Raw genomic sequence first — 24,625 nt, 5'->3', positions numbered from 1 at the left:
CGGGGACGGGTCGGTTTCCGGATCACGCGGTGGTCAGGCCGCCGCGTTCGGGGCGGACGGCCGTCCCCGTCCGCGCCGGGAAGCCGTGGAGGGGCCGCGCCGGGAGGCGGGGGACGCGCTCCGCCGGCGCTGCTCGGGTGCGGGGGCGGTGATCGTCACGGGGACGCCTGAGGGGGTCCGGGCGCCGGTGATCCGGCTGAGTGCCGCCTCGCCGGAGCGGACCCGGGTGGTCCGGGGCACGATGCCGGCGTCCGCCATGACGCGGGTCATGTCGCGGCGCTGGGCGTCGGTGACGAGGGTGACGACCTTGCCGGACTCGCCGGCCCGCGCGGTACGGCCGCCGCGGTGCAGGTAGTCCTTGTGGTCGGTCGGCGGGTCCACGTTCACGACGAGATCCAGGTGGTCGACGTGGATGCCGCGGGCCGCGACGTTCGTCGCGACCAGGACGGTGACGTCCCCCGCCTTGAACTGGGCGAGGGTGCGGGTGCGTTGCGGCTGCGACTTGCCGCCGTGCAGGGCTGCGGCACGGACCCCGCTGGCGAGGAGGTGCTGGGCGAGGCGGTCCACGGCGTGCTTGGTGTCCAGGAACATGATCACCCGGCCCTCGCGCGCGGCGATCTCCGTCGTCAGCCGGTGCTTGTCGGCACCGTGCACGTGCAGGACGTGGTGCTCCATCGTGGTGACCGCGCCCCGGGAGGGATCCACGGAGTGGACGACGGGATCGGTCAGATAGCGCCGGACCAGAAGGTCGACGTTGCGGTCCAGAGTCGCGGAGAAGAGCATGCGCTGGCCCCCGGGGCGGACCTGGTCCAGGAGTGCGGTGACCTGCGGCATGAACCCCATGTCGGCCATCTGGTCGGCCTCGTCCAGGACAGTGGTCGCGACCCGGTCCAGCCGGCAGTCACCGCGTTCGATGAGGTCCTTGAGGCGGCCGGGGGTGGCCACGACGACTTCGGCGCCGCCGCGCAGCGCGTTCGCCTGCCGGCCGATCGACATCCCGCCGACGACGGTGGCCAGACGCAGCCGTGTCGCGCGGCTGTAGGGGGTGAGGGCGTCGGTGACCTGCTGCGCGAGCTCCCGGGTGGGAACGAGGACCAGCGCCAGCGGCTGACGGGGCTCGGCGCGCTGTCCGGCGGTGCGGGCCAGCAGGGCCAGGCCGAAGGCGAGCGTCTTGCCGGAGCCGGTCCGGCCGCGGCCCAGGACGTCGCGGCCCGCCAGGGAGTTCGGCAGCGTCGCGCCCTGGATCGGGAACGGCGTGGTCACGCCCTGCGCGGTGAGCGCGGCCAGCAGGCTCCTCGGCAGGTCGAGCCCGCTGAACGCCTCGACCGCGGGCAGCGCCGGGGTGATCGTCTCGGGCAGGGCGAACTCGCCCCGCACCGCGGCGGGCCGTCGCCCGCCCGAACCGCTCGGACGGGAGGAACGGCTCGGGGCGTACGAGGAGCGGCGACCGTCCCGGACGGAACCGGCGGCGGGGTCGTATCCGTGACCGTCACCGCGGCGGGGTCGGGAGGACCGGCTGTTCGTGCGTGTGGGGTTCATGAGGAACCTTCCTTGATACGGCACGTATCAAGGAATTCCCCAGAGAAAGAAAAGTGCGGGGAATCACAGGCACGGACCGAATGAAATGCGAACGCGGGGCACGAAGGAGAATTCGTGTAGGCGCACACATGAATAGGTGAGGGGGTGCGAGGTCGAATCCGGCACATCGCCGGCTGCGGCTTCGAGGATGCTGCACCCCTCGGCCGTGTTTTCCCGTGGACATGACCACCAGAAAATGCAAGCAGCTGGGGCCCGCACCCCGAAGGATGCGGGCCCCAGCTACGAAATACGCGTCAGCGTCAGGCGGAAACGATGTTCTCGGCCGTCGGGCCCTTCTGGCCCTGAGCGATGTCGAACGACACCTTCTGGCCTTCCTGGAGCTCGCGGAAGCCCTGGGCGGCGATGTTCGAGTAGTGGGCGAACACGTCGGGGCCGCCACCGTCCTGCTCGATGAAGCCGAAGCCCTTTTCCGCGTTGAACCACTTCACGGTGCCGGTAGCCATGTCAATCTCCTCTGGGCAGTACACCGGAATCCGCACTCTACGGACCCCGTGTCGCCGCGATGATGCCCTGCCCGGAAACGACCGGAAATACGAAGCGCCCCTCTCCGGCGTGAACCGATCCGAGGCGCCTGAAATCTTTGGGTACCAAAACTGCAACTGACTTCGACAGTAGCACGCCGGGCAGGATTATGTACGCGAACGATTTTCCCGCCCATCCCGAGACAGAAACCCTCCCCGTGCGGACCATTAAATTCTGAGACCGCCGGCACAGGTATTCAGCGCCCGACCGCACCGACCCCGGACGACCAGCCCCCAAGGCCCAAGCCCCAGCACCCCATCACCCAGCCCCCGAGGCCCGGCATGCGGGGCCCCGAGGACCGGGTAACGTCCTCGGCATGTTCTTCCAGGTGCCGATCCTCGGGGGAGAGCGTGACGGACCCCGCTGACGTCCTTCGGCGCCACGACCGTCCCCACCGCGCATCCGCAGACCGCTTCACCTCATGACCGGGAGAACCCGTGACCGACAGCAAGAACATCAACAACCCCGTGGGCCAGGGCGGCGGCCAGCGCAAGCGCCTCTCCCGCGCCGAACGCCAGAACAACGGCCCCCACCGCAACCTCGACCGCCGGAGCGCCGCCGACCGGAAGGCGGAACTCGTGCGCAAGATGCGCGAGAAGACGCACGGGACCGAGACCCCGGGGCAGACGAACGACGACCCCGCACAGAGCTGACGCACCGCCGTAGCCGTCGCCTCTGGGCTGCGCCTCTGACCCATCGCGCGTGCTCAGGTGGCTGGGTGATCGCACCCTCGTTGCCCGCCGTTCACCGCCCTCACTGGCACGTTGTGATACGCGTTCACGCCCCGGGCAGACCCATGGAAGAGAGGGCCTGCCCGGCGCCGGCCAAGCAGGATCAGAAGGACAGGTCAGCGGAGCGCGAAGGCGCCGTCCATCGGTTCCGCCCTGGCGTCGATGGCCCCGCGCCCACTGGAGGAAGCGGAGGAGGCCGCCGGCCGACTACGTATCACCGACGCGGATGGCCATGACGGTCCCGTCGGCCCGGATCGAGATCGCGTTCCAGTCCTTCGCAGTGCTGTGCCGTGGCCACTCGTTTCGCAGGTCGTACGTGTGACGGCGGTACTCGTTGACGTGCCCCTTGCGAAGGTGGTCGTACAGGCCGGCGTGAAGCCCGGAGAACGCTTCGACGCGGACGCCGTTGAGGCGGTAGATGTGATCGGTGCCGACGAAGTCAATGCCGTGGATGCGGTGAGCGGCGTCTCGTAGCTTGCCCGTGCGGGCAAGGCTGTCGTGCTGGAAGTGGTGTCGTCCCTGGTCCGTTGTGAGGTACTGCCCGGTGGGTTTGCCCCCGCCGGTGAAGGCGGTCAGCATGGCGGCTGCGGTGCGTGCCAGAACGATGCTGAACCAGGCGAAGTCTTCGGGGACCACATGAAACCCCGGCAGGACCTCGGCGGAACCCTCTTCGTACCTGACGGCGTCGGCCATCAGGTTTCCCCGGCCCAGGACGAGGTCCAGATCGGCTCCCGGCTTCCCCGCGGCCGGGTTCAGCGCGGTCGTGCCGGGCGCCTCCAGAGCGTGCAGGACGAGGCTCTCCTTCGAGGGGATCTCCGTGCCGATGAGCAGGAAGGGCACGGACCTGTAGGGCCCGATGTGCACCGACTCGACGTGCGCACTGGCGTTGCTGAGCTGCTTGTACACCTGGTGCACACTGCTGTGGGTGCCCTTGGAGGCCAGCAGGAGGACCTTGGACGGTTGCCCGGGTCGCCAGGCTTCGACGAAGAAGTGCGGCCGACGCTGCAGTGCTTCCGGGCGAGGCCCGTTGCCGGTCCCCAGCTTGGGCCAGCCGGCCTTCAGCGCGACGTCCGCCGGGATGATGGAGACGAGATGGTCGGGATAGCGGGACCCGACGATCGACTCGGCCAGCAGCGAGGCGAATCCGGCACCGATCTCCCCCGACTGCGTGGCCTTGTAGAAGCGCAGAAGGTCGCGGCCCTCGGAGGACAGTTTCAGGTACTGCCCGTGGTTCCGCTCCAGGGCCTGGCTGTAGCGCAGGCTCCCCCAATGCTCTGAGAGCCCTCGCCCGGCCCCTTGCCGCGACACCGCGGAGCCGAGCCCCATGGCGTGCAGAAGCTGCCACGGGGTGATGGTCAACGACCGCGGAGCCTTCCGGACGGTACGGAAGCCGCTGCGCCTGCGCAGCGGGCGGTATTTGTCCGCCGACCGGAGCAGCCACAGCGAGAGATGGATCGGACATGCGTCGGGCACGGCGTAGCAGTCCGGACGACAAGAGAGCCCCAGGCCATCGGCCTGGGGCTCGGTGTGTCAGAGAGGGATGACGCGGACCTGGTTTCCGCAGAGTTTGGTCATCTCGTCGCTGTCGGAGGTCAGAAGGGCGACAGGCTTCGGCGTCCGTACGCCTGGCGCTGTCGTCAGGCCTGCGAATGAGACTGCTGAGCCGGACGAGGGCCAAGGCGCGCACCGCTATCGTGTCCTCCTCTGATCTTGGGGGGTCAACCATGCGTATATCGCTCCGCTCCGCTCTCGTCAGTGCGGCCGCGGCGATCGGCCTACTCGCTGGGGTGACGGTGCCGACCGCGGCAGCGTCATCGGGCTACGACCGCTGCCCGAAGGGGAAGGTCTGCCTGTTCGACGGCGCGTACGGCGCGGGAGCCATGGCAACGTACTCCGGCAGCAAGTCGAGCCTGGGTTCCTTCGACAACAAGGCTTCGTCCCTCATCAACCGCACGGCGTCCGATTACATATGCGTCTACACCAGATCGTCTTACCAGTACATCGACAGCGTGCACGACGTTCTGATGTGGACCGGGAGCCATGAGGGCCTGGACCTGGCCGGCTTCCACGACGCCAACAGCCACCTGTCCAACAACGTCAGCTCGTTCCGTCTCGGCGGTACCTTGCACAGTTGCCTGACCGGACTGGACTACATGGAGTGGTACAACAGCAGCAACTACGACGCCCGGCCTGCCCGGACCTTCGGCGACCTCAACGCCGACGGCAGGAGCGACGTGCTGTTCCGCTCCCGCACCGGCCGACTGTGGTTCCTCCGAGGTGACGGCACCGGCACCCTCATCGGAGCCGGCTGGAACTCCATGACCGCGCTCACCAGGCACGGTGACCTCAACGGTGACGGTAAGGAGGATCTCCTCGCCCGTGATACCTCTGGCGTGTTGTGGATATACCCCGGCAACGGCAAGGGGTGGTTCGGCACCCGCGCGAAGATCGGCGGGGGCTGGAACAGTATGCGCCGCATCACTGCGGCCGGTGACCTCAACGGTGACGGTAAAGGCGACCTGCTCGCAGCCGACACCTCTGGTGTGCTGTGGATGTACCCGGGTAACGGCAAGGGGTGGTTCGGCACCCGCGCGAAGATCGGCGGGGGCTGGAACAGCATCAATGCTCTGGTCGGCATAGGTTCCTTCAACAAGGGCACCACCAACGACCTCATCGCCCGTGACACCGCCGGCAAGCTCTGGCTCTACCCCGGCAATGGCAAGGGATGGTTCGGCACCCGCACCTTGATCGGTACGGGCGGCTGGCAGCGGTTCCAGTCGCTCTTCTCCGTCGGCGACGCTACCGGTGACGGCAACAACGATCTCTTCGGCGAAGGCCGTGGCACCCTCGACCTCTACGGAGGCACGGGTCGGGGCACCCTGACCAACCGCGTCAGCGACTACCAGTGGGACGACCGCGAAACCGTCTTGTAGGAAACCACTGATATCGCAGCCGAACGAGCATCGGGCACTGCCGTATCCGCACCAGGGGGCAGGGGCCGCCTGCGGCGGGCACGTCTGAAAGTCGGCGACGGTGCAGGCAGGCGAGCTTCACGCAGTGGCCCGGGCACTCGTGCTGGCCCTCGGCCGGCACGATGCGGTAGTAGTTGATTCGCAGCCGGGACTGATCGAGATCGAAGGTGGTCAGTCCCGGGACCACGCCAGGTGAGGTGGCACGCTCACTGTGCCGTGCTCGGGGCCGGCCAGTACGGAGAGAGCTGGGGCAGGCGCCGAGCGGACTTGGCGCGGCGGAGATCGGAAAGGCCGGCAGTGCGCCGCGTGATCCGGGCGGGCCGGCTGGTCAGAGAGGGATGATGCGGACCTGGCTGCCGCAGAGCTTGGTCATGTCGTCGCTGTCGGAGGTCAGCAGGGCGACGGGTTTCGGCTGGCGGAGCGCGACCTCGGCGACCGTGGCGTCGATGGCGTACTTGTGCCCGTGCAGCCCGGCGGCCTTGAGTAGCTCTGCTGCGGCCTTCGCCGCTTGTTCGGTGACCGGCTCCACCTTGACACGGGACAGGGCCCAGTTCAGGCGAGGCATGTTGGTGCGGGAGTGCGTGACTTCCACGATGGTGTTCGCCCCGATCAGGAGGTCGGCTCCCATGTCGTGGAAGACCTGCAGCATGGCGAGGAACTTGCGGTCCTGCGCGATCCAGGCGGAGAGCCCTTCCGAGTCCAGGACGACGGTCTCGATGCGCTCGCTCACGCGGCGTCCGCGCCCGTGGAGGTACCGACGGAACCGAAGATCTTCCCGCGTGCTTCGGCGAGCTCCTCATCGCTGAAGGGTCCGTGCTCCTCCTCGTGACGGCGGAGGTCGTCGCCCAGGAGCTGGTGCCGGATCTGGCGGGCCACGGCTTCGGCCACGTAGCCGGAGACGTTGTCCGTGAGCTTGCGGAGCTCCGCCACCTGGTCGCTGGGCAGCGTGACGGTGATGCGGGTCGTTGAGGACATGAGTCGAGCATACTGGAGTATGCAGGGTGTCGCCGTGTGGTGCTCAGGCTGCTCGCGGGGGCAGGCATCGGTTTCCTGATGAGGAAGCGAAAAGGCCTTAATGCCTACCTCGAAGTCACGACTCCGGCCACCTGGGGCAGGGAGAGACGTGCATCGATCCCGAGCCGGCGCAGCGCGACGGGCCTTGGCGAGGGGCAGGCGCCACCCCCTGCCGCTTGAGCTCCAGCACTGGCCTCGTGCCCACTCGACCACCGGTAGCCTCTCGACAGCGTTCAGTGTCGAGGAGGGGGCGGGCCGTGACTGAGCAAGCATTCGGGATCGACAAGATTCAGCTGGTCAAACTGCTGCGGCGGGTGGCCGAGGGCGAAGCGCAGCTGCCGGAGTTCCAACGCGGCTGGGTGTGGCCGGACCACAACATCATCAGTCTGCTCGCCTCGATCTCTCGTGGATACCCGGTCGGCACCCTCATGTTGCTGCAGACCGGTGGTGACGTCCGTTTCAAGTGCCGCCCGGTCGAGGGCGCCACGCCGCCCCCGGGCACCGAACCGGACACCCTGATCCTCGACGGCCAGCAGCGGATGACCTCGCTCTTCCAGTCGCTCATGCTCGGCAAGCCGGTCGAGACACAGAACCAGCGCAAGCAGCGGATCACCGGCTGGTTCTACGTCGACATGGTCAAGGCCCTCGACCCCCAGGCGGACCGTGAGGACGCCATCCGCCTTCTGCCGGCGGACCGGGTGGTCCGCAGCTTCCGTGGCGATCTCATCGAGGACTACTCGACTCCGGAGAAGGAATACGCGGCCCGGCTCTTCCCGCTCTCCCAGCTCTTTTCCAACCGCGACTGGAGCTACGGATACGAGGACTACTGGAAGGATCAGGGGCAGGACGGCCGCAAGTGGTGGCGGGACTTCGAGGAGGCATTCGTCCGCCCCTTCGAGCTCTACCAGGTGCCGGTGATCGAACTGGGGAAGCAGACCGAGAGGCAGGCTGTCTGCCAGGTCTTCGAAAAGGTCAACACCGGCGGCGTCACCCTCACGGTCTTCGAGCTGCTCACCGCCACATATGCCGCCGAAGAGTTCGACCTGCGCGACCACTGGAACAATGTGGTCCGGACCGAGTGGAAGGCGCCGGAGTACCGCGTCCTCAAAGAGGTTGCCAACACCGACTTCCTGCAGGCCGTCACCCTGATGGCAACGGCTGCCCGGCGCACCGACGCCGCTACCGTCGGGATTGACGAAGAGCGCCTGCCGCGCATCGGCTGCAAGCGCAAGGACATGCTGGAACTGGGGCTGGACGCGTACCGCCGCTACGCACCACTGGTCGTCCAGGGCTTCAAGGACGCCGCGAAGTTCCTCCGCCAGCAGTACCTCTTCGACACCAAGTTCCTCCCCTACGGCACCCAGCTGATCCCGCTCGCCGCGATCCTCAGCACGCTCGGCGAACATGCCGAACCGGCCGGTGCGCAGCAGAAGCTGGCCCGTTGGTACTGGTGCGGTGTGTTCGGCGAGCTGTACGGCGGCTCGACGGAGACCAGGTTCAGCCACGACCTTCCCGAAACCGTGAGCTGGGTGCGCGGCACCGGGGCCGAACCGCGCACCATCCGCGACGCCCAGTTCAGCGAGAGCCGCCTGCTGACATTGCGCACCCGCAACAGCGCCGCCTACAAGGGGATCTACGCACTTCTGATGAAGGAAGGTGCCGTCGACTGGCGGACCGGTGAGAAGACCGAGACCACCGAGTACTTCGCGGAGTCCGTGGACATCCACCACATCTTCCCGCAGGCGTGGTGCGAGCGGGAGAACATCGCCCGGGGCACTTACAATTCGATCGTCAACAAGACCCCGCTGACCGGACGCACCAACCGCATCATCGGCGGCACGGCGCCCTCCGCCTACCTCCCCAGGCTCGCGAAGAACGCCGAGGTGGACGCGGACACCGTGGCCAACCACATTCGCACCCATCTGGTCGATCCCGTACTGCTCGCCAAGGACGACTTCGCGGGCTTCTTCGAAGCCCGGCAGCAGGCCTTGGTCGAGGCGATCGAGACGGCCACCGGCAAGGCGGTCGTCACTGAGGACGGATATCCCGCAACCGGTGCGGTGGACGAGGGCGACGAAGCCTGAACGCCCGCCGGGCGCCGTGACGGCCCCCTTCCCGAGCCCGGTCGACCACTCGCTGACCGGGCTCCTCGAAGGGGGCCGGCCGGCCTCGTGCACGCTGCCCGCGAGAAGGCCGACGAGAAGCCTTCTGGTGCGGATCTGGCGCAGGACGCTTGAACCGGTCTAGACAACAAAGAAGCCCCCGGCGCTGGCCTGGGGCTTTTTCATGGAGCGGGTGACGAGAATCGAACTCGCGCTCTGAGCTTGGGAATCAACGGTCCTTCGTCCCGGTCTGGATCGCTGACCTGCAGAAATGGGTGCCAAGGCGAACCCTGGGGCTCACCTTGGCACCTGTGGTTGACCGTGGTTCTCCGCTTCGCCGGGCACGGATCGGGCACGGTCACCTTCTGATCCGTAGCTCTAGCCGGATCGGTCAGTGACGGGCATACCGGCTGCTACGCGGCCCCAGAGAGACAGTGGCGGGTGGCGGCGGCTGCTGTGGTTGCGGTACGCCGCTGCTGTACGTCAGGTCATATGCAACTTCGGGGACATCACTGGCACCACCTGGTGCTAGGTTTCGGGGATGCGTGTTGGGGTGTATGTAGACGCGTACAACGTCTACTACGGGGGCCGTGGTCTGTGCGGCCGAGGAACAGACGGTTGGCGCTGGCTGGACATTCGAGGACTGGCTGGTTCGCTACTCAGCGATAACCCAACCTGGACCGAGGCGAGCCTTGAAAGGATCGTCTACTGCACGGCTCGTATCAGTGCAGCGACGAACGACTCTGCCCAACGGGACCAGGACATCTACCTCAAGGCTCTCCTGGCCAGCCAAAGCGTCGACTACATCGAGTACGGCAAGTACGTCTACAGGGTCAAGGCTGCTCCTCTGGCGAGGAAGGACCGCAGAGGCCGGCCGCAACTTGTGACTCCAGACTGGCCCATCATGATCCAGGATGGCGGCACACCTTGCCAGTCAGGGATCTTCATGGCCTCGGTCGCAATCAGCGAGGAGAAGGGCAGCGACGTGAACGTCGCCTCGCATCTCTTGCTCGATGTCCTTGGCGGAGCGATAGATGCAGCCATCGTGATCTCGAACGACAGCGACCTACGCTTCCCGCTGGCTCAAGCACGCCAACGTGTGCCGGTCGGGCTGGTCAACCCAGGCAAAGGCTTCTTGGCTGGCGACTTGAGAGGTAGCCCTCAAGACGGTGTGGGCCTGCACTGGTGGAAACAACTAGCCGCCGCAGACTTCAAGCAGCATCAGATGCCCGACCCTGTTGAGCGCTATGCTCGACCAGACGGTTGGTAGATCTCTTCCCGCGTCATTTCCGCCACAGCTTGACGGCCCACTTTTGCGGCGGTACTGTCTTCTCATAACTCACCTGACCCCTTGTGGGTCAGGTTTTTTCTTTCCCTGAACGCCTTGTCGGTGGTGACAACCCCCACGACCTGCAGCGATTACACAGGGCATCTAGGTTCTGCCTGCCAACAGGCGTCCACCGGGTTCCAGCGATACGCTCCGTCGCTACGCTGCACCTACGGTGACGGAGCGTATCGCTGGAACCCGGTGGACGCAGGGAAAGCGTCAAGTTTTTACCCTTTCTTTACCATCCTGTCGCACTTGGCAGCTCAAGCCACCACGGCATTCACCAGAGACACCGCAGCTCCCATCCCGTCCGCCTTCGACCCACACTCCGTGGAGCGGGCGTGGTTCAGGGCGTCAAGGTGGAGCGCGCCACTGTACGAACGACCTTGACGCCCTGGGCCGCGACTGCTCGGCTCTGCCTGGGCCGCGACTGCTCGGCTCTGCCTGGGTCGAAGGTGGTCGGGATGGGAGCCCCACGACGCTCACCACGAGACGGCCGGCACTCGCGAACGGCGCCCCTGCCATCCCGGAGTCTGAGCGCCCCCGCCGGAGGCATCCTCTTGAAGCCGCAGGCTTGGTTCTCGACTCATGCCCCCGGGCCTATCCAGTTGTGGGCGCGCGTCGGCGGCGGCAGCGCCGAGCGGGCCGAAGGCAGGAGCGCGGGCGCAGCCAGAGCCGGGAAGCGCGCCCGGCGGAGCGGAGCGCAGCCGGGTGCCTTGATGAGGTAGAGAAACCTGTAACAGCTCAGTGCTCGAAAGGCTGCGGATCGGGCGTCTGGTCCTCGAACCCGGATGGAGCGGGGGATGCGGTGCGCTGAGCAAGCCAGCCCGAGACGCGCGGGCCGCCGTTGACGGCGCCACCTTCCCGAACCGTCCGGACGTGCTCGAAGCCATGGTCCAAGTAGTAGCGCTGGAGGGCGGTGTTGCTCGTCCATGCGTCAAGGCGGAGCCATCTAGCTGCCGACCGGTACGCGCGGTCTCCCGCCCAATCGAGCAGCCTTCCTCCAAGATCCCTTCCCGCATAGTCGCGGGACACCGTCAGTTTGTTGATGAAGAGAGACGCCTCCGCCAACTCCTCGCTCGTCCACAAACCCGCTTCGGCCTCTGGCGTCAGGGTGATGGTCCCTACCGTGCGCTTTCCATCCCGGAGCATGAACACCGTTCCAGCTTCGATCGTGGCCAACAGCCGGTCTGCCGGATAAGGCCGGCTCCACTGGTCGCTGCCCAACTTGCTGATCCAGGAAGCGGCTTCGACCCGGAATGCCAAGAGCTGGTCCAAGTCGCTCGGGACTGCGGTCGTGATTCTCACAGGGCGTCGTTCTCGCTTCGGGCAGACAAGTCACCGATCTCGTAGTTCATTCGGTTCAGGTCGCCACGGAAGGTCGTGATCGTGCAGCGAATCGGGCGCTCGGAAGAGTAGCCGGTCCGGGTCCAGAGAAGGACAGGGATGCCTGCACCTATGTCCAACAGTCGGGCCTCGTCCGGGGTCGGCATCCGGGTAGCGATCTCGTCGGCGTAGCCAACCTGCTCGATGCCGAGGCCGGCGAGGTAGCGCGTAGTCCCCTCAGCGATGTCACCAGGTTCGGTCAGCCGTGGCGCCGCCCCCACGAGCCAATCCGGGTAGTGAGTGGCCTGAGTCGACCACGGAACATCGTCAACGAACCGGTGGCAGAACCTGAGGACCGCTCGCGATCCTGCCTCCACTTTCAGGCGCTGGGCCACGTACTCGGGGGCCGTGGTGAGCTCGACGCGAAACGTCTGGTGTGGCCGGCGACCGGCGTTTGTGACGTCTGTCGAATAGGCATCGCCTACCTGCGGGAAGTCCAGGTTCTCGAAGCGTGAGGCGTTCAGTTCAAAGACCTCATGCTTGCGGACCTCGTAGCCAAGCCCCTGGCTCGACGTGATCAGACCCTCGCTGACCAGCAAGCCAAGTCCTGATCGGACGGTGTTCCTGGACGCGTCGAAGCGGTTCGCCAACTCGCTCTCTGAAGGAAGGCGTGCGCCGGGGCCGTAGGTGCCGCTGTCGATCTCACGACGCAGTGCGTCGGCCACCTGTCGGTACTTCGGCTGCTTGCTCATGCCTCCATCATGACGCACTCGGTCAACTTGTTGGTACATGTGCGCCCGAAGTGCTTGACGCCGCGCCCTCGGCGGTGCAGTCTCTACCCATCAGCTTGTACCAACAAGTTGACCAAGTGGCCTAAGCGGTATTGGCCAGCGCAATCGAGGAGACAGCTATGCCGTCCTTCAAGATCGACGTTTCGACTGCTGTGGTGTTCGTGGCGACGCCTCCGACGCCGAAGCTGGTGAGCAAGCAGACCGGCGAGATCGCCATGGACCGGGAGACCGGCGCCCCGCTCGCGACGGTGGGCCTGCTGATCTCGGACGAGGGGGAGGGCAACCTCTACCAGGTGACGGTCCCGAACACGGGTGTCCCGGAGAACCTGGTCCCCGGGACCCCGGTCACGGTGATCGGGCTGAAGGCCCGCGACTGGGAGAACACGTTCAACGGGCAGACCCGGCACGGGATCAGCTTCCGCGCGGTCGCGGTGACCCCGCTGGGGGCCTGATCATGTCGGACCTGTCCATGATGATCGAGACGGCTGGGGTCTTATCGGCCGCCGGCGGTCTCGGTTACGCGAGGGTTCGGGCTCCGCGTGTGTTCTGGTCGCTGGTGGGTCTGCCGGTGGCCCGGGTGCGGTTCGCGGCTACGTATCACTCGACGATGGATGTGTGTGGTCTGACGGTTCAGCCGTCCAGGCTGCGGGCGTTCGTGGTCCGCAACGTGGCCCGTCGCCCGGATGTGCAGCCGGTTCCGCCGAAGGTGCGCCGGGTCCGTGGTTCCTCGACCGGGATGCGGGCGATACTCCGCCTTCCGGCCGGCCTGGAGCCCGCTGACGTGGCTGCGGCCTCGGAACGGCTGCGGCACGCCTGGGGTGTCCACTCCGTGCACGTGGTGGAGGGCAAGCCCGGCTTCGTGGAACTGCGCATGACCGGCTACGACGTCCTGCGCCGGGTGAAGATGCCCCGTCGCCTGCCCCGCAGGGCCATGGCCGGCCCGCTGGTCGTTCCGGTCGCGCTGCGGGAGGACGGCACGGCGTTCGTCCGCGACTACCAGAAGATCCCGCACGCCCTGACGGTCGGTGCGAATCAGTCGGGCAAGTCGATGTATCAGCGCAACCTGATCAAGGGACTGGCGAAGCTGCCGGTGGGCCTGGTCGGGATCGACTGCAAACGCGGTGTCGAACAGCGGGGCTACGCTCCCCGCCTCTCCGCCCTGGCGACTACCCCGGATGAGGCCGCCGGCCTGCTGGAGGCCCTGGTCACGGAGATGGAAGAGCGCTTCGACGTCCTGAGCGCTCATGGCGTCTCGGACCTGTGGGACCTGCCCGCCAAGGTGCGGCCGGTGCCGCTGGTCGTCCTGGTCGATGAGGTCGCGGAACTGTTCCTCGTCGCCACGAAGAAGGACGAAGAGCGGCGGGACGGGATGGTGATGCGCATGATCCGACTCGCGCAGATGGCCCGCGCGGTCGGGATCTTCCTGGAGGTCTGCGGCCAGCGCTTCGGCTCCGACCTCGGCAAGGGCGCCACCGCGCTGCGTGCCCAGCTCACCGGGCGTGTGGTGCACCGGGTCAACGACAAGCAGACCGCCGAAATGGCCCTGGGCGACATCGCCCCCGAAGCGGTCTTCGCCGCGACGACCATCGCCCCCGACCGCCCCGGCGTCGCCGTGGCCGGGGATGCCTCCGGCGGCTGGTCCCGCATCCGCACCCCCGCCATCACCCCGGCCGACGCGGTCGCGGTCTGCCAGGAGTACGCGCACCTCACCCCGCACCTCGCCGCGCTGGCACCGTTCCGGCCGGCCGTCCCCCTCGCCGCCCCGGCACCGGCCGCGCCGCTGCTGAAGCCGCGCCCGGTCACCGAGTAACACCCCCGCACCCCTGGTTGGCGTGACCGTCTCGCGCCAGGTCCCTACCCCGCCCATGCCTGGAACCGGAAGGAACCACCGCCATGGCCACCACGAAACGGACCACCACCCCGCCCCCGTCCCAGACCGCGCCCGTGGTCGAGCCGGCTGTCTGCAAGCCGTGCGGTGGCACCGGCAACGTCCCCACCACCGTCCGCGTCGGCCGCAAGCGCCGGCCGGTCGGACAGCAGGACGGCCTGTGCCTGAACTGCTTCGGCACCGGCACCGGCACCGGCACCGACCCGGACGCCTGACCCCCGCCCCTGCTCCGGGTGCCGGGTGGTGACCACCACATCCCGTCCGGCTCCGGCCCAACCCTCTGAAAGGAGGTGACCACCATGCCCCGTACCTTCCGCCCGGACGCTGTCCTGGTTCAGGCCGTGATCGCCGGCGCGTTGTCCTTCTCGCACCTGCACGACCTGGCCGACGCGGCCGGACAGCACGGCTGGAAAGCCTGGGCCTACCCGATCAGCGTGGACCTGCTCCTGGTCGCCGCCTGGCGCCGGATGCACACAGCCGCTGACAGGGGCCCGGCCTGGGTCTGGTTCGTCATCGCCCTGGCCGCGTCCCTCGGCGCGAACATCGCGACCGCCGGAATGCTCGACCTGGACGACGTCCCGCCCTGGCTCCGCATCCTCGTGGCCGGCTGGCCCGCCCTTGCCTTCCTCGGCGGAACACTCCTCGCCCACACCACCGGCACCACGGCCGACACCGAACCCACGCCGACCGCACAGCCGTTGACTGCCCCGGCCCCGGTCTCTGAGCCGGTCCCGGCCGTCACGGTCGAGCGTGACCCCGGCCCCGCTCCGGACCCCGCGCCCGAACTGCCCCCGGTCCCAGCTCCGGCACCGGAACCCGTCCCGGCCCCGGCACCGGTAGCCGTTCCTGCGGTGGCTGTTCCGCCGGCGTTGCTGGATCACGCCCGGAAGGTCGCTGACACCCACCACGCCACGACCGGCAACCGGATCGACACCGCGACCCTGCGTACCCGCCTCGGTATCCCCGCCCCGCTCGCCGACGCCATCACCGCCCAACTCGCCTGACAGAAAGAGAGGTTCACGCGATGCCGCGTCCGAACCGCTTCACCGACGTGATCCGTATCGGCCCCGTGAGGGTCGGCACCCACTACGACGGCCGGGGCCGCACCAAGCACACCGCCGCCTGCACCGCCCCCGGCTGCAACTTCTCCGCCGACTACCACGGACGCGCCGCCGCCGAACTCGCCGCCCGCACCCACCGCTGCAACCCCTGACAGGAGGAGCAAGCCGTGTTCACCCCGAAGATCCCGCCCCCGGACACCGCCCCCACTCCCGGGCAGTCCCTCGTCCCGCCGCTCACCGGCCTCGCCCACCCGCTGGCCTGCAACTGCCACCACACCCCCGCTCCCGCACCGGCCCCCGTCCAGGCCCCGGCTCCGGCGGTCGGTCGGGCCGCCGTCCAGCTCACCCCCGGTGCCCTGATCGTCGCCGCCGTCGGCGGTACGGCCATGGTCCTGGTCATCGGCACGGTCCTGGTCTCCATGCTCCTGGCCACCGCGATCACCGCCGCCTCGGTCGCCGTCTGCACCGTCGTCCTGCGCTCGCTCCTCAACAGCCAGAACAAGAACCGGTGAGCCCGGTGGAGGTCCCCGCCGTGGCCGCCGCGTTACCCGCCCTCGGATGGGCCCTGCACAGCGGCCTGCTGACCCGCCGCCTCGCCGCCGCCCGCCGAGACCCCCTGACCGGCCTTCACACCCGGGCCGGCTGGACCGCCCGCGCCGAACGCCTCCTGGACCGGCACCCCGGCGCGCTCGTCATCCTGATCGACCTGGACGACTTCAAGACCATCAACGACACCCACGGCCACGCCGCCGGCGATGCGGTCCTGGCCGCCACCGCCGAACGCCTGACCTCCTGGTGCGGACGCCACGGAATCGCCGCCCGCCTCGGCGGAGACGAATTCGCCGCCATCGTTCCCGCCCTCGGCACGGCCGGCCTCCCCGCCCTCCGGGCGGCGCTGGACCAGCCGGTGGCGCACAACGGTCGCATCGTGCCGGTCTCGGCCTCGGTCGGCCACAGCACCCGCGACCATCTGCCGCTGCCGACGCTCACCCACGCCCTCTCGGCCGCCGACGCCGCCATGTACGCGGCCAAGGGACACGGCCGGCGCAACAACACACCCCGATGAAAGGACACCCCGCCATGGGCTTCTTCAGCCGCAAGAGCGACACCACCCCGACGAACCCCGCCATGACCGAGATGGGCCGCGAGTTCGCCATCGCCCGCCGCCACGGCGACCGCAAGACCATGCGCCGCATCGGCCGCGAGTACAACGCCACCGCCACCACCGAAACCGACGCCGCCTCGTTCCAGGCCGGCCAGAACGCCTACGACGCCATCCCGCCGATCAAGACCCCGCGCCGCAACCGGCGCCGCTAGCTCAGCCCCCGGGGCGGCCTCTACCGCCAAGTATCCGCCGCCCCGGGCGCCCACCACTTCCAGACCCAACGGACCCGAAAGGGAGACACCATCATGCCCGAAAGCACCCTGCCCCGGCCCGTCTGCGGCCACTGCGACGGCTTCCCCACCGTCGCCGTCACCACCGGCACCCGCAGCCTCGACGGCCACCGCCACACGGTCAACGCCGACTGCCCCGCCTGCCACGGCACCGGCCACACCCTCCCCGCCGCCCGGACCACCACCCCGATCGGGGCGTGAGCGCCATGGCCGACCTCACCCCGACGCCGGACCGCCCCGGCCTCCACGTCAGCAAGCCCTCCCCGAACGCCCCCGCGACCGGATCTGCGGTCTGCCACTGCGGCGCCACAGCGACCGCCACCGGTGACGCCCAGGTCAAGGCCCTGGTCGACGGCTGGACCACCCACCACGGTGCCGCCCACGACCGGACGGGACGGTGACCGCCATGGACCGCGTTCTGGATCTCTTCTCCTGCGCCGGCGGGGCCGGTTGGGGCTACCACCTCGCCGGGTTCCAGGTCGATGGCTGCGACACCGCCGAGCGGCCGAACTACCCCTTCGCCTACCACCGGGGCGACGCCCTGGAATACCTCGACCAGCTCACGACCACGGGTGACATCGACCGGTACAGCCTCGTGCACGCCTCGCCGCCCTGCCAGGCCGGCTGCGCCCTCACCATCGGCACCAACACCTCCCAGGGCTGGGGCGGCGCCCACCAGGACCTCGTCACCGCAACCCGTCGGCTCCTCGACGCCACCGGGCTCCCGTACGTGATCGAGCAGCCCAACGGCCGCGCCCCGATCCGCAAAGACCTCACCCTGTGCGGCGAGATGTTCGGCCTCGGGGTCCTGCGGCACCGGAACTTCGAACTCGGCCGCTGGACCACCGCGTCCCCCGCCCATCGCCGGCACCGGGGCTACGTACGCGGCTACCGCCACGGCATCTACCGGGACGGGCCTTACGTCGCCGCGTACGGGGAGGGCGGCGGCAAAGCCACCGTGCCCGAGATGCAGACCGCCATGGGCATCACCTGGACCGACGTCCACGAAGAACTCACCGAAGCGATCCCGCCCGCCTACACCCGATGGATCGGCACCGCCTTCTCGACGGCACGGCAGGAGGTGCTGGTGTGAGCGACACCGCCACCATGGCGGGCCTGGACCCGGCCACCCTCACCGACCTGCTGAGGGTGGTCGGGTCTCCCGGCTTCGACCGCCTCACCGAACAACTCCGCCGCACCGGCGGCTGCTCCCAGCCCATCCACCTCACCGGCGCCACCAAGACCATCGACCGGGCAACCGGCACCCTGCTCCACCACTACTCCACGGATGCCGAGCCCGGCGGACGGTTACGGATCGCCTGCGGCAACCGCCGCGCCTCCCGCTGCCCCGCCTGCGCCTGGACGTATGCCGGCGACACCTACCACCTCATCCGCGCCGGCCTCACCGGCGACCCCGACAAAGGCACCCCGCACACGATCCGAGATCACCCCCGGGTCTTCGCGACGCTGACCGCCCCCTCGTTCGGGCCCGTCCACAACCGGCCCGGGAACCGGCCCTGCCGCTGCGGCACCCACCACCGCGAAGACGCGGCGGAACTCGGCACGCCCCTCGACCCCGATCGGTACGACTACGCCGGCGCGGTGCTCTGGAACAACCACGCCTCCGACCTCTGGCGCTACTTCACGATCTACCTCCGCCGTGAGATCGCGAAGCGCGCCGGCCTCACCCAGAAAGCCGCCCGCGAACAGTCCAAGGTGTCCTTCGGAAAGGTCGCGGAGTACCAGAAACGCGGAGCCGTCCACTTCCACGCCGTGATCCGCTTCGACGGCCCCGAAGGACCGAACACCCCGCCCCCCGCCTGGGCAACCCTGCCCCTGTTGGAAGACGCCATCCGTGCCGCCGCCGCACGCGCCGAGGTCACCGTTCCCGCGAACGAGGAAGCCGGCTTCCCCACCCCCTGGGTGCTGCGGTGGGGCACGCAGCTCGACGTCCAGCCCATCGGCGCCTTCGGCAACGGCGAGGACCTCACCGAACAGGCCGTGGCCTCCTACGTCGCCAAGTACGCCACCAAAGCCGCCGAAACGACTGGCACCGTCGACCGCCGGATCGGGAACAAGGAAGCGCTGATTCTTCTCGACGTGCCCGAGCACCCGCGTCGGCTGATCGAAGCCTGTCTCGATCTGCATCACGCCTACCCGGACCGCAAGTTGCGCGACTGGGCGCACATGCTCGGCTTCCGGGGCCACTTCTCCACCAAGTCCCGCGCCTACTCCACCACCCTCGGAGCCCTCCGCCAGGTGAGGGCCGATTACCGCGCCGCCGAACAACGAGCCGCCCTCGGCCTCCCCGACCCCGACGACCACCCCGAGGCCACCACGCTCACGCTCGCGCACTGGGCCTACGCCGGCAACGGCCACACCCCCGGCGAATCCTGGCTCGCCGCCAACATCCACCGCGACATCCAACACAACCGCGAAACCGCCCGCGAACACCGCGCCGAACTCGAAGAGACAGGGGAATGCTGATCATGACGAACAGGCTGCTGACTGTTGAACAGGTTGCCGAACTGCTCGGCACGACCTCCCGATTCCCGCGCCGGCTGATCGCGGAAAGGCGCATTGAGTACGTGAAAGTGGGCCGACACGTCCGCATCGCGGAGCACGTGGTGGAGGCGTTCGTGGCCGCCCACACGGTCACGCCGGTGCGTCGTCTGCGAGGTGCCGCCTGATGGCTGGCAAGAAGCGGCAGTTCGGCCGCGTGCGCAAGCTCCCCTCGGGTCGGTATCAGGCTCGCTACCTGGGCCCGGACGGCATCGATCGCCCGGCGCCCGAGACGTTCCGGACCAAGCGGGACGCTGATGACTGGCTTGCCGACCGGCAGAGCGAGGTTCGGTCAGGGGACTGGCGCGATCCCGACGCTGGCAAGGTGAACTTTGGTGAGTACGCCCTCCGGTGGGTGGAGGAGCGTGACCTCGCCGCGACGACGGACGAGCTGTATCGCCGCCTGCTTAGGCTGCACCTCCTGCCGACCTTCGACGGGGTCGACCTCGACAAGGTCACGCCGCCCTCCGTCCGGGCCTGGCGCACCGAGAGGCTGAAGGCGACGGAGGCACCGACAACGGTGGCCAAGTCGTACCGGCTCCTTAAGGCGATCATGGAGACTGCCGTGGACGACGAGCTGATCCGCCGCAATCCGTGCCGGATCAAGGGCGCGGGCAAGGAGTCTGCGGAGGAACGCCCCACGGCCACCGTCCCGCAGGTTGATGCCCTGGCCGACGCGATGGGCCCCCGGTGGCGGCTGATGGTTTACGTCGCCGCGTACGGACCGGCCCGGCCCGAGGAGCAGGCGGCGATGCGTCGGCCGGACGTGGACCTGGAGAACGTCGGGGTCTGGGTCCGTACGGCTGAACCTGAGCTGACCACGGGCCGCCGTGCTCCGGGAGACACCAAGTCGGCGGCCGGTCGGCGGTTCCTCGTGCTGCCGGCGTTTATGGCCACCGATCTGGAGCGCCACCTCGACTGGTACGCCGAGAAGACGCCGGACGGGTTGCTGTTCGTGGGGGAGAGGGGCAGGCCGTTCCGTCGCTCCACCTTCGGCCGGAAGTGGCGCAAGGCGCGGGCCAAGGTCGGCTTGCCGGAGAACTTCCGCTTCTACGACCTCCGGCACACCGGGCACACCCTCTCGACCCGGTCCGGGGCGACCCTCAAGGACACGATGGTGCGGGCCGGCCAGTCCACCGAGCGGGCCGCGCTGATCTACCAGCACTCCGACACCGAGCGGCAGAAGGAGGTGGCCGACGGCATCGACGCTCACGTGCGCGCTGCACGACTTCGGGCACAGGAGGAGGGGGCCAAGCAGCGATCGGGCACGGAACGGGCACGCGACGCCTGAAGTGGTCCAGACAACAAACAAGGCCCGGGTCTATGACCTGGGCCTTAGTCGTGGAGCGGGTGACGAGAATCGAACTCGCGCTCTGAGCTTGGGAAGCTCATGTTCTACCATTAAACTACACCCGCGTAACGCAACTGGATGACCAGCGACGCATCGTCCCACACTGTACCCCATTGAAGGCCCCCCGAGGCGCCGGCCCGGATGTGCGGCGTGGGGGGTGGGGGTGGACGTGGGTGTGGGGGGCGGGAGTTGGGGGCGTAGCGTGGGGGTCGGAGTGCCGGGTGGGGTGGGGTCCTGTTCATCCCCTAATGTGGCTTTCTCGTCCACGGCTTGATGGGGAAGGGACTTGATGGACTCCATGGAGCGCACCGTCGTCCGCTGTGCCGAAGGGCACGTTTTCGCTACCTCCTCGTTCCCGATGCAGCAGCTCGGGTCCGGGCGGATCGGGCCGGGGAGGCTCATCCGGTGTCCTCGGTGCGCACGGTTGCGGCATGCCGTGCCCGTGGTGTTCGAGAAGCGGTAGGCGGTAGGCGGTAGCCAGAGCGGTAGACGCAGCGGCAGGGACAGCGGGGGACAGGCGCGCGGGCGGCCCGATGAGGGCGGTTCCGCGCGTTCTGCGTATCCTCGGTGGGTGCTTCTCTCAGACAAGGACATCCGGGCCGAGATCGACGCCGGACGCGTACGTATTGATCCGTTCGATGCGTCGATGGTGCAGCCGTCGAGCATCGACGTGAGGCTCGACCGCTATTTCCGGGTGTTCGAGAACCACCGTTATCCGCATATCGATCCCGCCGTCGAGCAGGCCGATCTCACGCGTACGGTCGAGCCGGACGGGGACGAGGCGTTCATCCTGCACCCGGGAGAGTTCGTGCTGGCCTCGACGTACGAGGTCATCTCGCTGCCCGACGATCTGGCCTCGCGGCTGGAGGGCAAGAGCTCGCTGGGCCGGCTGGGGCTGGTGACGCATTCGACGGCCGGGTTCATCGACCCGGGGTTCTCGGGGCACGTGACGCTGGAGCTGTCGAATCTGGCGACGCTGCCGATAAAGCTGTGGCCGGGGATGAAGATCGGGCAGCTGTGCATGTTCCGGCTGAGTTCCCCGTCGGAGTTCCCGTACGGCTCCGAGCGGTACGGGTCGCGTTACCAGGGGCAGCGCGGTCCCACCGCCTCGCGGTCGTATCTGAACTTCCACCGGACGCAGGTGTGATGTCCGATGAGCGATGAGACGCGGGAGAACCTGACCTACGAGGGCTTCGGGCACGCCGTGCGGGAGCTGGCGCAGACGGTGGCCGACGACGGGTTCGAGCCGGACCTGGTGCTCAGCATCGCGCGGGGCGGGGTGTTCGTCGCGGGCGGGCTGGCGTACGCGCTGGACTGCAAGAACATTCATCTGGTGAACGTCGAGTTCTACACCGGGGTCGGCACCACGCTGGACATGCCGGTCATGCTGGCGCCCGTTCCGAACGCGATCGATTTCTCGGACAAGAAGGTCCTCATCACCGATGACGTGGCCGACACCGGAAAGACGCTGAAGCTCGTCCGCGATTTCTGTGTCGACCATGTCGCCGAGGTGCGGTCCGCGGTCATCTACGAGAAGTCGCATTCGCTCGTGAAATGCGAGTACGTGTGGAAGCGGACGGACCGCTGGATCAACTTCCCGTGGAGTGTCCAGAAGCCCGTCGTGCGGCGCGGGGGACAGGTCCTCGACGCCTGAGCACGTAACAGGAATCCCCGGTCTCGGTAGGAACGGGGCCGGGGATTCCGTGCGTCGGGGACGTGCGGGGACGCGAGGGTCAGAGCGTGCCGAGCTTGAGGATCGAGACCAGCGCCAGGAGCTGGATCGCCGAGGCCGCCAGGGCCTTGGGCCAGGGCAGGTCGTGCGATTTGCTCACCATCGAGGTGAGCAGGGCCGCGGCGGCCAGCCAGGTGATCCAGCCGAGCAGCTGGACCAGGGAGTTCTCGCCGCCCAGGAACATCGCGAAGACCAGACGCGGCACGTCCGTGATCGACATGATGAGCATGGACAGGCCCACCGTCGGCTGCCACGCGCCGTCGCCGCCGAGCTGGCGGGCGAGCGTGTGCGTGACCGCGCCGAGGATCAGACCGCCGATCACGAAGGCGGCGCCGGTGATCAGGACGTACGGGACGGCGGTGTTGAGCGGGGCGTGGATCGTGTCGTCGCGGGCCTCGTCGAAGCCGAACAGCGCCAGCAGGCCGTAGAGGAACGTGACGATCAGCGCCGGGCCCCAGACCGCGTAGTCGCGCATCTGCCAGAACGTGGGGTTGGGGCGCGTCACGATGCCCGTCAGCAGCTGCTTCCAGTGCAGCCGCGGGCCGGCCGGCTGGGCCGGGGCCTGGCCGGCGCGGTAGGTCTGTCCGTCGCCGTAGGGGTCCTCGTTGACGCTGAAGGCCTGTGTGTGGCCCGGGTTGTTGGCGTACGGGTCGCCCTGCTGCGGGTAGGGGGCATGGCCGTGCTGCTGGGGGTACGGGTCGCCGAAGTACTCCGGCTCGCCGGAACCGCCCTGGTAGCCGTTGTCGTACCCGCCCTGGTGGCCGCCGTGCGGCGGGGCCCCGTGGCCTCCCGCCTGCGGCCACGGCTGCTGACCGTACGGCGCCGGTCCCTGACCGCCGTACGGCTGCTGCCGCGGTTGCTGATGCCCTTGCTGCGGGGTGCGGTTGTCCCGGCCGCGTCCGATCCTGAATCCAGCCACGTCATCGAACGTACCTGCTCCGCACGGGCCGGGTGGATGGGGTGGGGGATCTGGCCCGCCTTTGACGCCCACCTGTGACATCCCCTAAGGGAACCCCGGGGGGTTGTCCCCCCTCCGTACGGCGCGGGGCCGGCGCGGCGCTCAGTCCGCGGTGAACAGCGCGGTGGTGAACGTGATCAGGGGGCGGTCCGGTGTCGCCGCGGGGTACAGCGCGATCAGGTCCGCCGTCTCGCCCCGGTGGGTGCGGACGACGAGGTCCGGCTTCCGGTCGCCGTCGAAGTCGCCGTACCGCTCCAGCAGAGTCGTTTCCGCACGGGCCGGGGACGTGCCGGCCCCGGTCCGCAGCGGGGCCGTGGGCAGCGGCGCGGGCGGCGCCGGGAAGCGGTACGTACCGCCGGGGCGGGTCGGGCCGTCCGGGGTGCCGCGCAGCAGCGCCGCCCGGCCCGCGGTGTGGCGGGTGTGCGGGCGGGCGGCGTACACCAGGTCGTCGTACCCGTCCCCGTCGAGGTCCGCCCGGGGCTCCGGTGCGAACAGATAGGCGCCCGCGCCCGGAACGGTGCCGCCGGCCGCGTGCGGGCGGCCGTCGCGGGTGAACGGCCCGCGCAGGAAGCTGAACCGCCCCTCGCTCGCCGTCACGGCCAGGTCCGGCTTCCGGTCGCCGTCGAAGTCGCCGCAGACCGGGTGGTCCGGCCACTCGTTGCCGAAACGGGCCCGGTCCGGGATGCGCAGCGTCACCGCCCGGCCCGTGAGGCCCCCGGGCGAGCCGAAGAGGATCTGGAGCGGGACCGGCGGCCTGCCGACGCCGTCGTACGGGGGGTCGGTGCCCACCACGAGGTCCGTGAAGCCGTCCCCGTCCAGGTCGCAGGCGGTCTCCGCGTCGAACGCCGAGGGGAGCGTGTCGCCGATCTTGGCCGCGTGGGTGCGGGCGGCGAGCAGTTGGCGCGTCGACGGGTCGAGGCCGCCGTCCTCGGAGCCGTAGACGACACCGATCCCGGCGTCGTCGCCGTGGCTGTCGGACGCGGGCTTCACCAGGTCGTTCAGGACGAGATCGCGGTGGCCGTCGCCGTTGAAGTCGTACGGGACGCGGCTGCCGGTGCCGTGCGGTACGGGGTGGCGGGCCGCGCCCGCCAGACCGGAGAGCGCGGTGGGCGGGGTGTCGCCGTTCTTGTCCGGGGCGTCGGACGAGCCGCCGCAGGCGGTGAGCAGGAACAGGAGGCCGAGCCCGAGGGCCCCGGCTGCCCGCGCGCGCAGGAAAGGGCCCGTGGTCGTCCGGCGCCCCGCACCCCCCGGCGTTCGCCCGGGGGACGTTCCGTATCCGGGAAGCGCCCCCCGC

General features: G+C 68.9%; 29 protein-coding genes, 1 tRNA gene and 1 pseudogene. 20 read left to right on the top strand and 11 right to left on the bottom strand.

Annotation, left to right across the window (positions count from 1 at the left end; translation table 11 throughout):
* Nucleotides 1-33 precede the first annotated feature (33 nt).
* Nucleotides 34-1,539: a DEAD/DEAH box helicase gene (locus ACFVDM_RS00460; RefSeq protein ID WP_383630839.1), complete on the bottom strand. Its 1,506-nt coding sequence runs from the start codon at nt 1,537-1,539 to the stop codon at nt 34-36.
* Between the two features lie 299 nt (nt 1,540-1,838).
* The gene (locus ACFVDM_RS00455) at nt 1,839-2,042 is read right to left on the bottom strand and encodes a cold-shock protein (protein ID WP_123453305.1); all 204 of its coding nucleotides are present in this window, start codon (nt 2,040-2,042) and stop codon (nt 1,839-1,841) included.
* A 516-nt stretch (nt 2,043-2,558) separates the two neighbouring features.
* Between ACFVDM_RS00455 and ACFVDM_RS00450 the strand changes: the two genes are divergently transcribed.
* Nucleotides 2,559-2,774, top strand: a complete 216-nt coding sequence (locus ACFVDM_RS00450; protein WP_383630835.1) for a DUF6243 family protein — start codon at nt 2,559-2,561, stop codon at nt 2,772-2,774.
* Nucleotides 2,775-3,059: 285 nt separating this feature from the next.
* On the opposite strand, the gene ACFVDM_RS00445 is transcribed toward ACFVDM_RS00450, so the two are convergent.
* Entirely contained in the window at nt 3,060-4,325 is a 1,266-nt protein-coding gene (locus ACFVDM_RS00445; protein ID WP_383630832.1) for a hypothetical protein, read from the bottom strand.
* 57 nt (nt 4,326-4,382) lie between these two features.
* A pseudogene (locus ACFVDM_RS00440) lies at nt 4,383-4,475 on the bottom strand (DNA-binding protein); the annotation flags it as partial.
* 101 nt (nt 4,476-4,576) lie between these two features.
* Between ACFVDM_RS00440 and ACFVDM_RS00435 the strand changes: the two are divergent.
* Nucleotides 4,577-5,785, top strand: coding sequence for an FG-GAP-like repeat-containing protein (locus ACFVDM_RS00435; RefSeq protein ID WP_383630829.1), 1,209 nt, complete (start codon nt 4,577-4,579; stop codon nt 5,783-5,785).
* 367 nt (nt 5,786-6,152) lie between these two features.
* Here ACFVDM_RS00435 and ACFVDM_RS00430 read toward each other — a convergent pair whose 3' ends face one another.
* Nucleotides 6,153-6,554 carry a DNA-binding protein gene (locus ACFVDM_RS00430; protein WP_383630826.1) on the bottom strand — a complete coding sequence of 134 codons (402 nt, stop codon included), beginning with the start codon at nt 6,552-6,554 and terminating at the stop codon, nt 6,153-6,155.
* Complete coding sequence (locus ACFVDM_RS00425; protein ID WP_383630823.1) at nt 6,551-6,799, bottom strand: hypothetical protein; 249 nt, start codon at nt 6,797-6,799, stop codon at nt 6,551-6,553. The genes ACFVDM_RS00430 and ACFVDM_RS00425 overlap by 4 nt, the downstream gene beginning before the upstream one ends.
* Nucleotides 6,800-7,095: 296 nt before the next feature.
* On the opposite strand from ACFVDM_RS00425, the gene ACFVDM_RS00420 reads away from it, so the two are divergent.
* Both ACFVDM_RS00420 and ACFVDM_RS00415 read left to right on the top strand, forming a co-directional pair.
* Nucleotides 7,096-8,922 (top strand): DUF262 domain-containing protein, encoded by a 1,827-nt coding sequence (locus tag ACFVDM_RS00420; RefSeq protein WP_383630820.1) that lies wholly within the window; start codon nt 7,096-7,098, stop codon nt 8,920-8,922.
* Between the two features lie 559 nt (nt 8,923-9,481).
* Nucleotides 9,482-10,210: a hypothetical protein gene (locus tag ACFVDM_RS00415; RefSeq protein WP_383630817.1), complete on the top strand. Its 729-nt coding sequence runs from the start codon at nt 9,482-9,484 to the stop codon at nt 10,208-10,210.
* Nucleotides 10,211-11,011: 801 nt separating this feature from the next.
* Here ACFVDM_RS00415 and ACFVDM_RS00410 read toward each other — a convergent pair.
* Both ACFVDM_RS00410 and ACFVDM_RS00405 read right to left on the bottom strand, forming a co-directional pair.
* On the bottom strand, nt 11,012-11,575 hold the full coding sequence (locus ACFVDM_RS00410) for a GNAT family N-acetyltransferase (protein WP_383630814.1): 564 nt from the start codon (nt 11,573-11,575) through the stop codon (nt 11,012-11,014).
* Nucleotides 11,572-12,345 (bottom strand): GntR family transcriptional regulator, encoded by a 774-nt coding sequence (locus tag ACFVDM_RS00405; RefSeq protein WP_383630811.1) that lies wholly within the window; start codon nt 12,343-12,345, stop codon nt 11,572-11,574. Before ACFVDM_RS00405 ends, ACFVDM_RS00410 begins: the two co-directional genes overlap by 4 nt.
* A gap of 158 nt (nt 12,346-12,503) precedes the next feature.
* Here ACFVDM_RS00405 and ACFVDM_RS00400 point away from each other — a divergent pair, with 158 nt between their 5' ends.
* From ACFVDM_RS00400 to ACFVDM_RS00335, 14 genes are all read left to right on the top strand, one after another.
* On the top strand, nt 12,504-12,836 hold the full coding sequence (locus ACFVDM_RS00400; RefSeq protein WP_383630808.1) for a hypothetical protein: 333 nt from the start codon (nt 12,504-12,506) through the stop codon (nt 12,834-12,836).
* A gap of 2 nt (nt 12,837-12,838) precedes the next feature.
* Nucleotides 12,839-14,194: an FtsK/SpoIIIE domain-containing protein gene (locus tag ACFVDM_RS00395; RefSeq protein WP_383630805.1), complete on the top strand. Its 1,356-nt coding sequence runs from the start codon at nt 12,839-12,841 to the stop codon at nt 14,192-14,194.
* Nucleotides 14,195-14,277: 83 nt separating this feature from the next.
* Nucleotides 14,278-14,487 carry a hypothetical protein gene (locus ACFVDM_RS00390; RefSeq protein ID WP_383630803.1) on the top strand — a complete coding sequence of 70 codons (210 nt, stop codon included), beginning with the start codon at nt 14,278-14,280 and terminating at the stop codon, nt 14,485-14,487.
* An 84-nt stretch (nt 14,488-14,571) separates the two neighbouring features.
* Nucleotides 14,572-15,276 (top strand): DUF2637 domain-containing protein, encoded by a 705-nt coding sequence (locus ACFVDM_RS00385; RefSeq protein WP_383630800.1) that lies wholly within the window; start codon nt 14,572-14,574, stop codon nt 15,274-15,276.
* A 20-nt stretch (nt 15,277-15,296) separates the two neighbouring features.
* Nucleotides 15,297-15,485: a mobile element transfer protein gene (locus ACFVDM_RS00380; RefSeq protein ID WP_353780360.1), complete on the top strand. Its 189-nt coding sequence runs from the start codon at nt 15,297-15,299 to the stop codon at nt 15,483-15,485.
* A 15-nt stretch (nt 15,486-15,500) separates the two neighbouring features.
* Entirely contained in the window at nt 15,501-15,845 is a 345-nt protein-coding gene (locus tag ACFVDM_RS00375) for a SpdD protein (RefSeq protein WP_383630797.1), read from the top strand.
* Between the two features lie 5 nt (nt 15,846-15,850).
* On the top strand, nt 15,851-16,399 hold the full coding sequence (locus ACFVDM_RS00370) for a GGDEF domain-containing protein (RefSeq protein ID WP_383632090.1): 549 nt from the start codon (nt 15,851-15,853) through the stop codon (nt 16,397-16,399).
* Nucleotides 16,400-16,413: 14 nt separating this feature from the next.
* Entirely contained in the window at nt 16,414-16,650 is a 237-nt protein-coding gene (locus ACFVDM_RS00365) for a hypothetical protein (protein WP_383630794.1), read from the top strand.
* Between the two features lie 93 nt (nt 16,651-16,743).
* A complete protein-coding gene (locus ACFVDM_RS00360) occupies nt 16,744-16,929 on the top strand; it encodes a hypothetical protein (RefSeq protein WP_383630792.1) in 186 nt (61 codons plus the stop codon).
* A 5-nt stretch (nt 16,930-16,934) separates the two neighbouring features.
* Nucleotides 16,935-17,129 (top strand): hypothetical protein, encoded by a 195-nt coding sequence (locus ACFVDM_RS00355; RefSeq protein ID WP_383632087.1) that lies wholly within the window; start codon nt 16,935-16,937, stop codon nt 17,127-17,129.
* A 5-nt stretch (nt 17,130-17,134) separates the two neighbouring features.
* Nucleotides 17,135-17,821, top strand: coding sequence for a DNA methylase (locus ACFVDM_RS00350; protein ID WP_383630789.1), 687 nt, complete (start codon nt 17,135-17,137; stop codon nt 17,819-17,821).
* Complete coding sequence (gene repSA / locus ACFVDM_RS00345; protein WP_383630786.1) at nt 17,818-19,215, top strand: replication initiator protein RepSA; 1,398 nt, start codon at nt 17,818-17,820, stop codon at nt 19,213-19,215. The genes ACFVDM_RS00350 and repSA overlap by 4 nt, the downstream gene beginning before the upstream one ends.
* Nucleotides 19,216-19,217: 2 nt before the next feature.
* Nucleotides 19,218-19,418: an excisionase family DNA-binding protein gene (locus tag ACFVDM_RS00340; protein ID WP_383632084.1), complete on the top strand. Its 201-nt coding sequence runs from the start codon at nt 19,218-19,220 to the stop codon at nt 19,416-19,418.
* Nucleotides 19,418-20,581, top strand: coding sequence for a tyrosine-type recombinase/integrase (locus tag ACFVDM_RS00335; protein WP_383630783.1), 1,164 nt, complete (start codon nt 19,418-19,420; stop codon nt 20,579-20,581). Before ACFVDM_RS00340 ends, ACFVDM_RS00335 begins: the two co-directional genes overlap by 1 nt.
* Nucleotides 20,582-20,632: 51 nt before the next feature.
* Here ACFVDM_RS00335 and ACFVDM_RS00330 read toward each other — a convergent pair.
* A tRNA-Gly gene (locus ACFVDM_RS00330) sits at nt 20,633-20,706 on the bottom strand.
* 506 nt (nt 20,707-21,212) lie between these two features.
* Between ACFVDM_RS00330 and dcd the strand changes: the two genes are divergently transcribed.
* Nucleotides 21,213-21,788, top strand: a complete 576-nt coding sequence (dcd, locus tag ACFVDM_RS00325) for a dCTP deaminase (protein ID WP_383630780.1) — start codon at nt 21,213-21,215, stop codon at nt 21,786-21,788.
* Between the two features lie 6 nt (nt 21,789-21,794).
* Nucleotides 21,795-22,295, top strand: a complete 501-nt coding sequence (locus ACFVDM_RS00320; protein ID WP_383630777.1) for a phosphoribosyltransferase — start codon at nt 21,795-21,797, stop codon at nt 22,293-22,295.
* 79 nt (nt 22,296-22,374) lie between these two features.
* On the opposite strand, the gene ACFVDM_RS00315 is transcribed toward ACFVDM_RS00320, so the two are convergent.
* The gene (locus tag ACFVDM_RS00315; RefSeq protein WP_383630774.1) at nt 22,375-23,292 is read right to left on the bottom strand and encodes a Yip1 family protein; all 918 of its coding nucleotides are present in this window, start codon (nt 23,290-23,292) and stop codon (nt 22,375-22,377) included.
* 141 nt (nt 23,293-23,433) lie between these two features.
* Nucleotides 23,434-24,543: an FG-GAP repeat domain-containing protein gene (locus ACFVDM_RS00310; RefSeq protein ID WP_383632081.1), complete on the bottom strand. Its 1,110-nt coding sequence runs from the start codon at nt 24,541-24,543 to the stop codon at nt 23,434-23,436.
* Between the last annotated feature and the right edge of the window lie 82 nt (nt 24,544-24,625).

Source organism: Streptomyces sp. NPDC057682 (assembly GCF_042799575.1).
Taxonomy (GTDB): domain Bacteria; phylum Actinomycetota; class Actinomycetes; order Streptomycetales; family Streptomycetaceae; genus Streptomyces.
This window is presented reverse-complemented; position numbering and strand designations above follow the sequence as displayed.